Here is a 14,404-nt window from a genome sequence, read left to right on the forward strand (position 1 = left end):
TCCTTCGATCATCTCCAGTAAGTCTTGGAGCTGGCGCTTTCTCATCTCACCATAGCCAGGGTCCTTGGCTCTAATATCATCATCATTCACCCACATTTGGAGAACAAGCCAAGCGAAGTGCGCAGGGGCTCGCTCCGGCCTGATGATAAAGCGTGACCTCGATTCTATCTCTTCCCAGCCATTGAGCGGTTGGGCCTCGAAGTCTTCGTAGGTGAAGTTCTCTCCGGAGAGAATTCGTCCTATCGATTGAATGATCCACATCCGTATCGTGGTGTGAGCCAAATTGGAAATCCTCTCCCATATCCTCGGTAACGAAGAATAGCGAAGGACTTACTATCTTCAAGATTACAGAAGCCGAGACTTGCTCGTTCGAACGGGGAGGAAGACGACGCCGCCTCGCTCCCGAAGATATCGCCGGCATGGTCGGCACCCCCAGTTCCTTGTGGACTAAGGGATGCCGAAGAAGGGCGAGTTAGAATTCCACATTTTAGCTAAGGGCTGGGGGAAACCGGGGCGTTTTTGTTTCCCCTCCGTCATTCCGGGATGCGCCGTCAGGCGCAGGCCCGGAATCCATTCAGCCGCAGGGCAAGCGGCGAAATGGATTCCTGGTTCGCGCTTCGGGCGCCCCGGAATGACGAGGTCAATTACTCCAACCCCTGCACCTCTGGCATTTCCTGCGTCGGCAAAATGGTCGGCGCGGCGGGAGCAGCCGGCTTGGCCTGGGCGACGGTCGGGGCCGCAGCCGGCGGAATGGCCTGCTGCGTCTCCGCAGGCTTCTGCTGCACCGCGGCTGATTGCTGGGCCGGTTCCGGCGCAGGCTTTGCTGCCAGCGGGCTCGGCCTCGGCTTCGGCACGGTCCGGCTCGCCACATGCGGAATGGGAGCCGGCGGCCGTGGCACGCCGCTGCGAACAGGAGTCGCCGGCGGCAACGGTCCAGCAGCGCCATAGGCACCGCTCTGATCGCCTCGGTAATCGTCGTCCATCCCGTCGTCGGCCGGAATGAAGCGGATGATGCGCCCGGTGCGCGCGTCGATGACCAGCCTGCCATCGCTCCCGCCGGGCTGGATCACGGCGATCGTGTAGACCAGCCCGCGTTGCCGGGGAATGCCGAGCGGCAAGAACCCGTTTTCGCGCAGCACGGTATAGACTTCGATGGGCGGCAGCAGCCTGGGTTCGTAGGCGGGCCCGTAGCGCGGCGCCGGGACCTCCGGCGGCATCGCAGCATAGGGGCCGTCGAAATCGGACACGGTCACTACGGACGGATTTCCGACGTGATTGGGCGCCAGCAACTGCGCATTGGCGGTCGGGACCGAAAGAACAAGTCCCGCAGACAAGACCCATCCCGTAAACAGCTTCATCACCGGTAGCTCCTGTAAGACGCTGGGCGTGGAGCTTTTTTTGCTCTCTGGCGCCCGCAGGAAACTTCATCGGCAATTCCGGCGGTCCTTGGGCCGGATCACGGCGCGTTTGCTTCAAATCGGCGGCGGACCTCCCACAGCGAACCACCCAAAACTACATGCGGACGAGGACTCGCATGCGCTTGTGTGATAGAAAAAAATTTGGCAAGGTCGGAGTTAGGACAGTATAGCTGTCTTAATCGCGGGGCAATCCCGGCATAAGGATTGCAACGGAACCTCGGCCCTTCGGGCTCCGAGAATGCTGCGGGCAAGGCCGTTCCTCAGGGACGTTGAACGCTCCTCGCCTGATTTAGGACATTGCGGCTCGCGGAGGACGAGCGGTGGCCCGGTGGGTGCCGCAACGCCCAAGGTGCGCCAACGACCGTGAGGCCCTTTAGCCTTATTTTGAGAGGAAACATGAGCGGGTCGGAATTCGAGCGCGAAACCATCGTGACAGAAACGCTGTCGGCGACCGCAGCCTCGAAAGCGGACGAACCTTTGCTTGAAGATTCCCGGCGCGAACACGATTGGCGTCCCAAAGCCGAAGGCATGTACGACCCGAGCCTGGAGAAGGATGCCTGCGGCGTCGGCTTCATCGCCAACATCAAGGGCAAGCCCTCGCACCAGATCGTCTCCGACGCGCTGAACATCCTCTGCAACCTCGAGCACCGCGGCGCCGTCGGCGCCGATCCGCGCGCCGGCGACGGCGCCGGCATCCTGGTGCAGATCCCGCACGCCTTCTTCGCGCGCAAGGCCGCCGAACTTGGCTTCAAGCTGCCGAACCCGGGCGACTATGCGATCGCCGCTCTGTTCATGCCGCGCGACGCCTCCTGGCGCAACGTCATCAAGAGCATCATCGCCGACGAGATCAAGAACGAGGGCTTCAAGCTGCTCGGCTGGCGCGACGTGCCATCAGACAATTCCTCGCTCGGCGTCACCGTGAAGCCGACCGAGCCCTATCACCTGCAGCTCTTCATCGGCCGCAACGGCGTCGGCCAGACCGAGGACGAGTTCGAGCGCCGGCTCTACATTCTGCGCAAGTCGATCTCGCAGGCGATCTATCAGCGTCGCGATCGTGGCATGGCCGGCTATTACCCGGTATCGTTCTCGTGCCGCACCGTGATCTACAAGGGCATGTTCCTGGCCGACCAGCTCGGCAAGTATTATCCCGACCTGCACGAGGACGACTTCGCGAGCGCGCTGGCGCTGGTGCACCAGCGCTTCTCGACCAACACCTTCCCGACCTGGTCGCTGGCGCACCCCTATCGCATGATCGCGCATAACGGCGAGATCAACACGCTGCGCGGCAACGTCAACTGGATGGCGGCGCGGCAGGCCTCCGTGCATTCGGAGCTCTACGGCAAGGACATCAGCCGCCTCTGGCCGATTTCCTATGAGGGCCAAAGCGACACCGCCTGCTTCGACAACGCGCTCGAATTCCTGGTGCAGGGCGGCTACTCGCTGCCGCATGCGGTGATGATGATGATTCCGGAAGCGTGGGCCGGCAATCCGCTGATGGATGAAGAACGCCGCGCCTTCTACGAATATCATGCCGCGATGATGGAGCCGTGGGACGGCCCCGCCGCGATCGCGTTCACCGACGGCCGCAAGATCGGCGCCACGCTCGACCGCAACGGTCTGCGGCCGGCGCGCTATCTCGTGACCAAGGACGACCGCATCGTGATGGCGTCCGAGATGGGCGTGCTCAAGATCCCAGAGGACCAGATCGTCACCAAGTGGCGGCTGCAGCCGGGCAAGATGCTGCTCGTCGATCTCGAGCAGGGCCGGCTCATTCCCGACGACGAGATCAAGGCCGATCTGGCCAAGAGCCACCCCTATCGTGACTGGCTGGCCCGCACCCAGATGCAGCTCGAAGAACTGCCGGACGCCCCGAACAAGAGCGTGCGCTCCAACCTGCCGCTGCTCGACCGCCAGCAGGCATTCGGCTACTCGCAGGAAGACATCAACATCCTGATGACGCCGATGGCGGCAACCGGCGAGGAAGCCGCGGGCTCGATGGGCAACGACACGCCGATCTCGGCGCTGTCGGACAAGCCGAAGCCGCTGTTCACCTATTTCAAGCAGAACTTCGCGCAGGTGACCAACCCGCCGATCGACCCGATCCGCGAGGAGCTCGTGATGAGCCTCGTCTCGATCATCGGACCGCGGCCGAACCTGTTCGATCTGCAGGGGCTAGCCTCCACCAAGCGCCTCGAAGTGCGCCAGCCGATCCTCACCGACGCGGACCTGGAGAAGATCCGCTCGATCTCCGATGTCGCCGAGACGCATTTCAAGTCGCGCACGCTGGACACCACCTTCCACGCCGGCTTCGGCGCGGCAGGCATGGAGCAGGTGCTGGACGAGCTCTGCGCGCGCGCCGAAGGCGCGGTGCGCGAGGGCATCAACATCATCATCCTGTCCGATCGCATGACCGGCACCGACCGGATCCCGATCCCCGCGCTGCTCGCCTGCGCCGCCGTGCATCATCATTTGATCCGCACGGGCTTGCGCACCTCGGTCGGCATCGTGATCGAATCCGGCGAGCCGCGCGAGGTGCACCATTTCGCCTGCCTCGCCGGCTACGGCGCGGAGGCGATCAACCCCTATCTCGCGTTCGAGACCATCATCGCGATGAAGGACCGTCTGCCGGGCGGGCTCGACGACAAGGAGATCGTCAAGCGCTACATCAAGTCGATCGGCAAGGGCTTGCTCAAGGTGATGTCCAAGATGGGCATCTCGACCTACCAGTCCTATTGCGGCGCGCAGATCTTCGACGCCGTCGGGCTGAAGGCCGATTTCGTCGCCAAGTATTTTGCCGGCACGCACACCCGCATCGAGGGCGTGGGGCTGTCCGAGATCGCCGAGGAAACCGCGCGTCGGCATGCCGATGCGTTCGGCGACGCGCAGGTCTACAAGAACGCGCTCGATGTCGGCGGCGAGTACGCCTTCCGCACCCGTGGCGAGGATCACGCCTGGACCGCCGAGTCGGTCTCGACGCTGCAGCACGCCGTGCGCGGCAACTCGCTCGAGCGCTATCGCGCGTTCGCCAAGATCCTGAACGAGCAGCAGGAGCGGCTCTTGACGCTGCGCGGCCTGTTCCGGATCAAGACCGCTGCGGAAGAAAAGCGCAAGCCGGTGAAGCTCGAAGAGGTCGAGCCGGCCCAGGAGATCGTCAAGCGCTTCTCCACGGGCGCAATGTCGTTCGGCTCGATCTCGCGCGAGGCGCACACCACGCTCGCGATCGCGATGAACCGGATCGGCGGCAAGTCCAACACCGGCGAAGGCGGCGAGGAAGCCGATCGCTTCAAGCCGCTGCCGAACGGCGACAGCATGCGCTCGGCGATCAAGCAGGTCGCCTCGGGCCGCTTCGGCGTGACGACGGAATATCTCGTCAACTCCGACATGATGCAGATCAAGATGGCGCAGGGCGCCAAGCCCGGCGAAGGCGGCCAGTTGCCCGGCCACAAGGTCGATGCGACGATCGCCCGCGTCCGCCATTCGACGCCCGGCGTCGGCCTGATCTCGCCGCCCCCGCACCACGACATCTATTCGATCGAGGATCTGGCGCAACTCATCTACGACCTGAAGAACGTCAATCCGGACGGCCAGGTCTCGGTCAAGCTCGTCTCCGAGATCGGTGTCGGCACGGTGGCCGCCGGTGTCGCGAAGGCGCGCGCCGACCATGTGACGATCGCGGGCTTCGAGGGCGGCACCGGTGCCTCGCCGCTGACGTCGATCAAGCATGCGGGCAGTCCGTGGGAGATCGGGCTCGCCGAAACCCACCAGACGCTGGTGCGTGAGCGGCTGCGCAGCCGCATCGCGGTCCAGGTCGACGGCGGCTTCCGCACCGGGCGTGACGTCGTGATCGGCGCGCTGCTCGGGGCCGACGAGTTCGGCTTCGCGACGGCGCCGTTGATTGCGGCCGGCTGCATCATGATGCGCAAGTGCCACCTCAACACCTGCCCTGTCGGCGTCGCGACGCAGGACCCGGTCCTGCGCAAGCGCTTCACCGGCCAGCCCGAGCACGTGATCAACTACTTCTTCTTCGTCGCCGAGGAAGTGCGCGAGATCATGGCTTCGCTCGGCTACAGGAAGTTCGATGAGATGGTGGGCCAGACCCAGATGCTCGACCAGACCTCGCTGGTCGCGCATTGGAAGGCGAAGGGCCTCGACTTCTCGCGGCTGTTCGTGCGGCAGAAGGAGGAGAAGGGCCAGAAGATCTACCATTCGGAGGCCCAGAACCATCATCTGGAAGCCGTGCTCGACCGTCGCCTGATCGAGAAGGCCCGCGCCGCGCTCGACCGTGGCGCGCCTGTCACGATCGAGGAGGAGATCAACAACACCGACCGCTCCGCCGGCGCGATGCTGTCGGGCCAGGTGGCGAATATCTACGGCCATGAAGGGCTGCCGCTCGACACCATCCATGTCAGCCTCAAGGGCACCGCGGGCCAGGCGTTCGGCGCGTGGCTTGCCAAGGGCGTCACCTTCGAGCTCGAAGGCGAAGGCAACGACTATGTCGGCAAGGGCCTTTCCGGCGGACGCCTCATCGTCAAGCCGCCGAAGAATTCCGGCATCGTGCCGGAGGAGTCGATCATCGTCGGCAACACCGTGATGTACGGCGCGATCGAGGGCGAATGCTACTTCCGCGGCATTGCCGGCGAGCGCTTCGCGGTACGCAACTCGGGCGCCGTCGCGGTGGTCGAGGGCGCCGGCGACCATTGCTGCGAATACATGACCGGCGGCATCGTCGTAGTGCTCGGCAAGACCGGCCGGAACTTCGCAGCCGGCATGTCCGGCGGCATCGCCTATGTCCTGGACGAGTCCGGCGATTTCCCGAAACTGTGCAACCTCTCGATGGTCGAGCTGGAACCGGTGCTGTCGGAAGAGATGATCAACGCCGCCACCTACCACCATGCCGGCGATCTCGAGGCGCATGGCCGGGTCGATGTGTTCCAGAACCTGCTTGAATCCGATGTCGAACGGCTCCATGTGCTGATCACGCGGCACGCCAAGCTGACCGGCTCGAAGAAAGCCGTCGCGATCCTGGCGGACTGGAAGACGTGGCTGCCGAAGTTCCGCAAGGTGATGCCGGTCGAGTACCGTCGCGCGCTGAAGGAAATGAAGGCGAACGCCGACGCCGAGCCGAAAATCGCGATCGGAGCGTAATCTCAAGACCCTCACGATGAGGAGGCGCGAAGCGCCGTCTCGAACCGTGAGGCCACGATACCGGCCTTCATCCTTCGAGACGCGGCGCGAGCGCCGCTCCTCAGGATGAGGGTCTACCGGGGCGCGTAACGCCAACCCGGATGACGAAACAAGACGAACCAGGGTGCAGGGGCCTCAGGCTTAATGGGAAAGATCACAGGTTTTCTCGAGATCGATCGGAATGAGCGCAAGTACACGCCGGTCGCCGAGCGGCTGAAGCACTTCCACGAGTTCGTCATTCCGCTCAGCGAGAAGGACATCCGCGATCAGGCCGCGCGCTGCATGAACTGCGGTATTCCCTATTGCCACGGCACCGGGTCGGTCGCGCCGGGCACGCCCGGCTGTCCGGTCAACAACCAGATCCCCGACTGGAACGACCTCGTCTATCAGGGCAACTGGGAAGAAGCCTCGCGCAACCTGCATTCGACCAACAATTTCCCCGAATTCACCGGCCGCATCTGTCCGGCGCCGTGCGAGGCGTCCTGCACGCTCAACATCGACGACAACCCCGTCACCATCAAGACCATCGAATGCGCGATCGTCGATCGCGCCTGGGACAATGGCTGGCTCAAGCCGGAGGTCCCGGCCGAGAAGACGGGCAAGAAGGTCGCGGTGATCGGCGCCGGGCCGGCAGGCATGGCCTGCGCGCAGCAGCTCGCGCGGGCCGGCCACGATGTGCACGTCTATGAGAAGCACGCCAAGGCCGGCGGTCTCCTTCGCTACGGCATTCCCGACTTCAAGATGGAGAAGGGCATCATCGACCGCCGCGTCGCGCAGATGGAGGCCGAGGGCGTCACGTTCCATTACGGCAGCCAAGTCGGCGGCGCACCCGGCGCGATCGATCCGCGCGATCTGCAGAACCAGTATGACGCGATCGCGCTGACCGGCGGCGCGGAAGCCCCGCGCGATCTGCCGATCCCCGGCCGCGATCTCGACGGCATCCATTTCGCGATGGACTTCCTGCCGCAGCAGAACCGCCGCGTCTCCGGCGAGCCGCTGGGCGGCGTGGCCGACATCCTCGCCAAGGACAAGCATGTCGTGGTGATCGGCGGCGGCGACACCGGCTCCGACTGCATCGGCACCTCACTGCGCCAGGGCGCCAAGTCCGTGACCCAGCTCGAGATCATGCCGGCGCCGCCCGAGCGCGAGAACAAGGGCCTGAGCTGGCCGAACTGGCCGCTGAAGATGCGGACCTCGTCGAGCCAGGCCGAAGGCGCGATCCGCGAATACGCCGTGCTGACCCAGAAGTTCGAGGGCACTGATGGCAAGGTGAAGAAGCTGCACTGCATCAAGGTCGACGACAAGTTCAAGCCGCTGCCCGGCACCGAGTTCGAGCTCGACGCCGAGCTCGTGCTGCTGGCGATGGGCTTCGTACATCCCGTGCACGACGGCCTGTTGAAGCAGCTCGCGGTCGACCTCGACCAGCGCGGCAACGTCCGCGCCAACACGAACGACTACCAGACCTCGCTTGCGAACGTCTTCTCCGCCGGCGACATGCGCCGCGGCCAGTCGCTGGTGGTCTGGGCGATCCGCGAAGGCCGCCTCTGCGCCCGGGCGATCGACACGTTCCTGATGGGGAAGACGGATCTGCCGCGATAGGGCGCCGCGCTGGCACCACTCTCAACTGTCGTCACCCGCGAAGACGGGTGACCCAGTATTCCGTCAGCGTCGGAGGATAAGCCGAGAGAAGCTTCCGCGTACTGGATGCCCCGCCTGCGCGGGGCATGACGGGGAGTGAGGAACCCGTCTTCTCATTCAATTCTGCACCCGCACCCCCAGCAGCATGACCGTCGACTGCGAGCTCGATCCCGGCACGTTGGAGTCGAGGACGTCGTGGCGGACGGTGCCCTTGATCCAGAGGCTCCGGGTCATCTTGTAGATGAGATCGCCTGAGAGCGAGTAGATCTTGTCGAAGCGGTTGTCGCCCTGGTAGTCGAGCGTGCCGTAGGTGAACCTGCCGATCGCCGTCAGCCAGCGGCGGAAGTCGTGATCGACCTCGAAAGTGTAGGTGCGCGCCAGCACGCCCGAGGTGCCGGGCAGCGTGGTCTCGCCGAGCTGGGTGTCGGAGTAGAATTTGGCTGTTGTCAGCGGCGTTGCGGTCCAGGTCAGCGATGCCGTGGTGAGCAGACCCTCCAGGCGGTTCAGCCGCGGATCCTGATAGTTGCGCGCGGCGTAGCCGATCGAGACTTCGCCGAACAACAGCCGCGAGAACTCGAAGGACGTGCCGGCCTTCGCATAGCCGCCCGAGGAATCGCGCGCGAAGCCTGAGCGGTCGAGCCGCAAGTCATGGACGCGGCTGTCGCCCTCGACTTCCAGGAATGGCTTGACCGCGGGGTTGAGCTCGTAGCTGATGCGCGCGACGCCGCCATACTGGTTGAAGTTGCGGTCGTCGTTCGAGCTCGACGTGCCGTCGGTGAGCTTCGACCACTGGTAATCGGTGCGGTCGACGGTGGCGCCGGCGGAGACCTGCAGGCGATTGAAGTTCTGATCGACGCCGAAGGTGCCGCCGACCGTGGTGTAGATCGGATACCTGGCGAGGCCCGCCTGCACGTTCGGGCTGCCGGGATTGTCGGTGGACACGAGCAGCCGCGCCTGCCCCAACAGCCTTGTGTCACGGGTGACGTCGAGCCGCCCATCGATATGGCCGATGAAGTTGGGGCGATCGACATCGAGCGGCGCGGAGAGCGGCGTGCCGTCAGCGTTCGGCGTCAGATTTTGGGTATAGCCGGTAAAGGAGCCGCGCAAATCCGCGACCAGCGCATGACGCTCCCAGTCAGACACCGCCAGGAATTCCGGCGCGATCACGTATGTCGGCCTGCCCTGCGGCACCAAGAGTCGGCCGGGATTGGTTTCATAACCGGCGCTGAGTTCGACCGCGGACTTGATCAGGAAGCTGCCGGCATAGTCGCCGACCGCACCAAACGGATCGTCATCGATCCGGAGCCGCTTGCGCGGCGGCTGGCCCACTACGTTGCCGGCCATCGCCGGCGGTACCGGCGGCTTGTTGGCGGTCTCCGACGGCGGGATCGACAGGCGCAACTGTCCGGTCAGATTCCTCGGCGGCGGCGGGGGTGGCGGCGTGCCGGGGCCGGGCGGTGGTTTCGGCCTCGCCTGCCCCGGATAATATTTCGGCTGCTGACGTTTGCGGTTGAGCGAGTCATAGCCGGAGGTCGAGGCGCCGCTCGCAGCCGGCAAGCCGTAAGACGGCACCTGGCCGACACGCGACGGCGCGCGGCGGCTATCGGAATCCCGATCGCGCAATCGCGGATCATTGAGCGGATCGGCCAGCTCTGCCGCGGTCCTGCGCAAGGGCGAATCTGATGGCGCTACCTGGGTAGTGCGCGACGGGCTGAACAGGTCGGGCGTGACGGTCTGGGCCTGCGCGGAGGGACCGCTCAAGGCGAACGTGGCAAGGCACATGACAGGCGCGCGCAAATGGCGCGCGCGCCCCCACCGGCCCCTTGCTCGCCCTCGTCCCACGATAGAAATACCTCAACGAATTCCTTGACTTACACGGCAAACGCGGAACGGGGCCGAGAACGTCCTTAATGGAGTTAAAACAATTATGGTTAATGCCCCGTTGAGAGCGGCGAGCCGCGTCGCCTCCCGCACTCGGCCGTGCTAAGGGAGGCGCTCTGGGCGCAACGCCCTCCTCCCTGGAAAGAGACTCTCTGGTAAAGAGACATGGCCAAGCCCAAACCGCTGATGCCGAAATCGTCGGACACCGAGCCCGCTGACACCGCCGTTCAATCGGCGCTACGGACGCTGGAGGCGGAAGCCAGCGGCGTGGCCGCGATCGACGCTGCGCTCCGATCCGACCTCGGCGCGCCCTTTGCCGCGGCCGCGGAGATGATCCGCGACGCCAGGGGACGGCTGATCGTCACGGGGCTCGGCAAGTCCGGCCATATCGGCCGCAAGGTCGCGGCGACCTTTGCCTCCACCGGCACGCCGGCGTTCTTCGTCCACGCTGCCGAAGCCAGCCACGGCGACCTCGGCATGATCACCGCCGACGACGTCATCCTGGCGCTGTCATGGTCCGGCGAGCAGCCGGAGATGAAGAATTTGATCAGCTACGCCGCGCGCTTCGGCATCGACGTGATCGCGATCACGGCGGAAAAGGACTCGAGCCTGAGCAAGGCCGCCGATATCGCGCTGACCCTGCCGAAGGCGCGCGAGGCCTGCCCGCACAATCTGGCGCCGACCACCTCTTCGCTGATGATGCTCGCGCTCGGCGATGCGCTGGCGATCGCGCTCCTGGAGGGCCGCGGCTTCACCTCGACCGATTTCAGCGTGCTGCATCCCGGCGGCAAGCTCGGGGCGATGCTGAAATATACCCGCGACCTCATGCACGCTGGCGAGGCCGTGCCGCTGACGCCGCTGGGCACGAAGATGTCGGACGCGCTGGTCGAGATGACCTCGAAGGGGTTCGGCTGCGTCGGCATCGTCGATCGCCGCGGCCATCTGGTGGGCATCGTCACCGACGGCGACCTCCGCCGCCACATGCGCCCCGACCTTATGACCGCCGTCGTCGACGAGATCATGACCAAGAATCCGAAGACCATCGGCCGCGACACGCTGGCCGGCGAGGCGCTGGAATTGCTGAACGCGTCGAAGATCACCGCGCTGTTCGTCACCGACGCCGGCAAGCCGGTCGGCATCGTGCATTTCCACGACTTCCTGCGCGCGGGCGTGGCGTAGGCTCCCAGGCCGTCATGCGCTAGACCCTCATGGTGAGGAGCGCGGAACGCGCGTCTCCGGACGATGCCTCGCATCGCCTTGAGAACCATGAGGCCCCACAGCGGCCTCGCCCTTCGAGACGACCGCTACGCGGTCTCCTCAGGGTGAGGGGATAGGCCGGAATACGCTGCCCCTCCACATCATTGCCTGGTCGCGATCACGCCTCGCACAGATGCTGTCATCTATCGCGGAAGCCGCGCGGCCTTTTCTTCCAGCGGCAATGCCAGGCCGTTCGCGATGTAGGAGACCGTGTGATAGAAGCCGCACAGCAGCATGATCTCCAGGATCTTCGCTTCATCAAAATGCGCCGACAGCGCCGCGAATTCGGCGTCGCTGAGGGTTGCGTGGTGATGCAGCGCGTCGATGGCAGCGATCAGGGCCTGCTCGGCACCTGACCAGCAGGGATCATTGGGCTCGCCGCGCACGGTCGCGCGCACCTCCGCCTCGGTCAGTTGTGCCGCCTCGGCGAAGGTTGCGATATGGACGCCCCACTCATATTCGCATCCGGTCAGCGCGCAGGTGCGGTCGATGACGATCTCGCGCTCCCGCAAGGTCAGCGGACCGCGATCCAAGAGGCTGCCGGCGGTGAATTTGCGCCAGGCGCGGTCCTGGCTCGCGATCACGCGAAACAGCAGCAGCGGCGGCGCGCCGCGCATGATGCGGTCGAACTGCTGCTTCAGTTCGGGCGCATATGGCGGCTCGAGCGGGGCGATCCGAGACATGGCCGGCTCCTCTGCTACAATAATCGTAGCAATACGCTACAATATCTGTAGCAAGACGCAAGCAGGAAACAGCGATGCCGAAGTCCCCCTCAGCCGCCAGCAAGCGCTCCGTCCGCGGCTCCCGAACCGGCCGGCCGATCATGGCGCTGCTCGATCTGCTCGGCAGGCGCTGGACCTTGCGGATCATCTGGGAATTGCGTGGCGGCGCCCTCACTTCGCGCGCGCTGCGTACGGTCTGCGATCAGGCCTCCCCGACCATCCTGCAGACACGGTTGACCGAACTGCGCGAGGCGGGATTTGTCGAACTTGTTCAGGGCGAGGGTTACGGCCTCACCGCGCTCGGACGAGAGTTGTTCGAAACCTTCCTGCCGCTGCACCGCTTCGCCGAGCGGTGGACGAAGCGCCAGGAGTGAGTCGACCAGTCAGCGCCGCATACTCGGAAACACCTCTCCCATAGGGAGAGGTCGATTTGCTCCAGCAAATCGGGTGAGGGGTTACGGTCTATCGAGGGACCTGAACCCCTCACCCGCGCCGTTGGCGCGACCTCTCCCTTTGGGAGAGGTGAAGGAAAGATGCGCTGCCTTCTACGCCACCGCTACCGTCAGGCTGGCGCCGTCGGCGCGGATCACCCTGACGCGGCTGCCGGCCGGCGCGTCGGGGCCGGCGACGCGCCAGATGGTGTCGTCGATCCGCACCGTGCCTGACCCGTCGATGATCGGCTTTTCCAGCGTGAATTCGCGCCCGATCAGGGCTTCGGTGCGCCGGTTGAGAAACGGGCTGCTGGTGCTTGCCGAGCTCGCGCTCTTGGCAAAGTGCCGCCATGCCGGCACAGCGGCGACCGCGAACACGGCGAACATCAGGAACTGCGTCTGCCAGTGCGGATCGATGACGAACGACACCAATCCGACCAGGAGCGCTGACAGCCCGAGCCAGAACAGGAACACGCCCGGTGCCGCCAATTCCAGCGCCATCAGGATGAAGCCGAAGATCAGCCAGTTCCAGGTGCCCAATGTCGAAAACATCTCGGTCATGACACGACCTCTGATTCCAGGAGCGCTATGCTAGCACGCCCTCATCGCTCCGGCGCCAGCGGCGGCGGCGAAGTCGGGCCGGACGGCGGCACCGAAGATCGGCGGGCGGCTGATGTCGCGGAAGCCGCGCTTTCGCCGAAGGTGGCGCGCGCGATCTCGCCGATGCCGGCGAGCGAGCCGAGCACGCTTGACGCCTCGATCGGCAGCATCACGATCTTCTGGTTCGGCGATTCCGCCAATTGCCCGAACGCCTTGATGTATTTATCGGCGATGAAATAGTTGAGCGCGGCGACGTCGCCTCGGGCGATGGCTTCAGACACCATCTGGGTTGCCTTCGCCTCGGCCTCGGCCAGGCGCTCGCGCGCCTCGGCATCGCGGAAAGCGGCCTCGCGGCGACCCTCCGCCTGCAGGATCTGTCCCTGCTTGGCGCCCTCGGCGCGCAGGATTTCCGATTGCCGCTGGCCTTCCGCCTGCAGGATGTCAGCGCGCTTGACGCGCTCGGCCTTCATCTGCCGGCCCATCGCCTCCACGAGATCGGCCGGCGGCACGATGTCCTTGATCTCGATGCGGTTGACCTTGACGCCCCAGGGCGAGACGGCGGCGTCGACGACGCGCAGGAGGCGCTCGTTGATCTCATCGCGATGCGACAGCACCTGGTCGAGATCCATCGAACCCATCACCGAGCGGATGTTGGTCATGGTCAGCACCGTGATCGCCTGGTGCAAATTGGCGACCTCGTAGCTCGCCTTCGCGGCGTCGAACACCTGGAAGAAGGCGACGCCGTCCACGGTGACGGTGGCATTGTCCTTGCTGATCACCTCCTGCTCGGGTATGTCGATCACCTGCTCCATCATGTTGATCTTGCGCCCGATGCGATCGAAATAGGGCACGATCAGATTGAGGCCCGGGTACAACGTGCGAGTGTACTTGCCGAAGCGCTCGATGGTCCAGGCATAGCCCTGCGAGACGGTCTTTACGCCGGCGAAGAGCGTAACGATGACGAGCAGAACAAGGGCAATCGCGAAAATGTCGAAACCACTCATGAAGTCCTCCAAAACCGGCGATAGCCGGCGCGGCCCTGCATTTGGTCTGCAAAACCGCTACGCCGGTTCAGCCGGCTGTTGGTTGACACCATAGTTAAGGAGCGGTTTGCGAGGCTGCCAGATATAGCCTGTGAACGTAAATGATGTGTGGGTTGTCCCACCTGTGGGAGTTCGTGTCACCTCTCCCGCTTGCGGGAGAGGTCGGCGCGTCGCGCCGGGTGAGGGCTCTATCCACACGGAGAGTCCCATCGCGGAGACACCCTCACCCC

At 64.8% G+C, this 14,404-nt stretch carries 9 protein-coding genes; 4 read left to right on the forward strand and 5 right to left on the reverse strand.

Annotated elements, in window-relative coordinates:
• Positions 1 to 644: 644 nt before the first annotated feature.
• Positions 645 to 1,358 (reverse strand): hypothetical protein, encoded by a 714-nt coding sequence (locus tag ACVJGD_RS23370; protein ID WP_456636517.1) that lies wholly within the window; start codon positions 1,356 to 1,358, stop codon positions 645 to 647.
• Between the two features lie 456 nt (positions 1,359 to 1,814).
• Between ACVJGD_RS23370 and gltB the strand changes: the two genes are divergently transcribed.
• On the forward strand, positions 1,815 to 6,563 hold the full coding sequence (gene gltB, locus ACVJGD_RS23375; protein ID WP_456636518.1) for a glutamate synthase large subunit: 4,749 nt from the start codon (positions 1,815 to 1,817) through the stop codon (positions 6,561 to 6,563).
• A 183-nt stretch (positions 6,564 to 6,746) separates the two neighbouring features.
• Entirely contained in the window at positions 6,747 to 8,201 is a 1,455-nt protein-coding gene (locus ACVJGD_RS23380) for a glutamate synthase subunit beta (RefSeq protein ID WP_456636519.1), read from the forward strand.
• Between the two features lie 156 nt (positions 8,202 to 8,357).
• Here ACVJGD_RS23380 and ACVJGD_RS23385 read toward each other — a convergent pair whose 3' ends face one another.
• Complete coding sequence (locus ACVJGD_RS23385; RefSeq protein WP_456636520.1) at positions 8,358 to 10,022, reverse strand: outer membrane beta-barrel protein; 1,665 nt, start codon at positions 10,020 to 10,022, stop codon at positions 8,358 to 8,360.
• A gap of 264 nt (positions 10,023 to 10,286) precedes the next feature.
• Here ACVJGD_RS23385 and ACVJGD_RS23390 point away from each other — a divergent pair, with 264 nt between their 5' ends.
• Positions 10,287 to 11,300, forward strand: a complete 1,014-nt coding sequence (locus ACVJGD_RS23390; protein ID WP_456636521.1) for a KpsF/GutQ family sugar-phosphate isomerase — start codon at positions 10,287 to 10,289, stop codon at positions 11,298 to 11,300.
• Positions 11,301 to 11,521: 221 nt separating this feature from the next.
• Here the strand turns inward: ACVJGD_RS23390 and ACVJGD_RS23395 are convergent, their stop codons facing one another.
• Positions 11,522 to 12,061 (reverse strand): carboxymuconolactone decarboxylase family protein, encoded by a 540-nt coding sequence (locus ACVJGD_RS23395; RefSeq protein WP_456636522.1) that lies wholly within the window; start codon positions 12,059 to 12,061, stop codon positions 11,522 to 11,524.
• 74 nt (positions 12,062 to 12,135) lie between these two features.
• Here ACVJGD_RS23395 and ACVJGD_RS23400 point away from each other — a divergent pair, with 74 nt between their 5' ends.
• Entirely contained in the window at positions 12,136 to 12,474 is a 339-nt protein-coding gene (locus tag ACVJGD_RS23400; RefSeq protein WP_456636523.1) for a winged helix-turn-helix transcriptional regulator, read from the forward strand.
• 171 nt (positions 12,475 to 12,645) lie between these two features.
• On the opposite strand, the gene ACVJGD_RS23405 is transcribed toward ACVJGD_RS23400, so the two are convergent.
• Complete coding sequence (locus tag ACVJGD_RS23405; protein WP_456636524.1) at positions 12,646 to 13,092, reverse strand: NfeD family protein; 447 nt, start codon at positions 13,090 to 13,092, stop codon at positions 12,646 to 12,648.
• A gap of 41 nt (positions 13,093 to 13,133) precedes the next feature.
• Positions 13,134 to 14,135 (reverse strand): SPFH domain-containing protein, encoded by a 1,002-nt coding sequence (locus ACVJGD_RS23410; protein ID WP_456636525.1) that lies wholly within the window; start codon positions 14,133 to 14,135, stop codon positions 13,134 to 13,136.
• Between the last annotated feature and the right edge of the window lie 269 nt (positions 14,136 to 14,404).

This window comes from Bradyrhizobium sp. USDA 10063 (assembly GCF_054063735.1).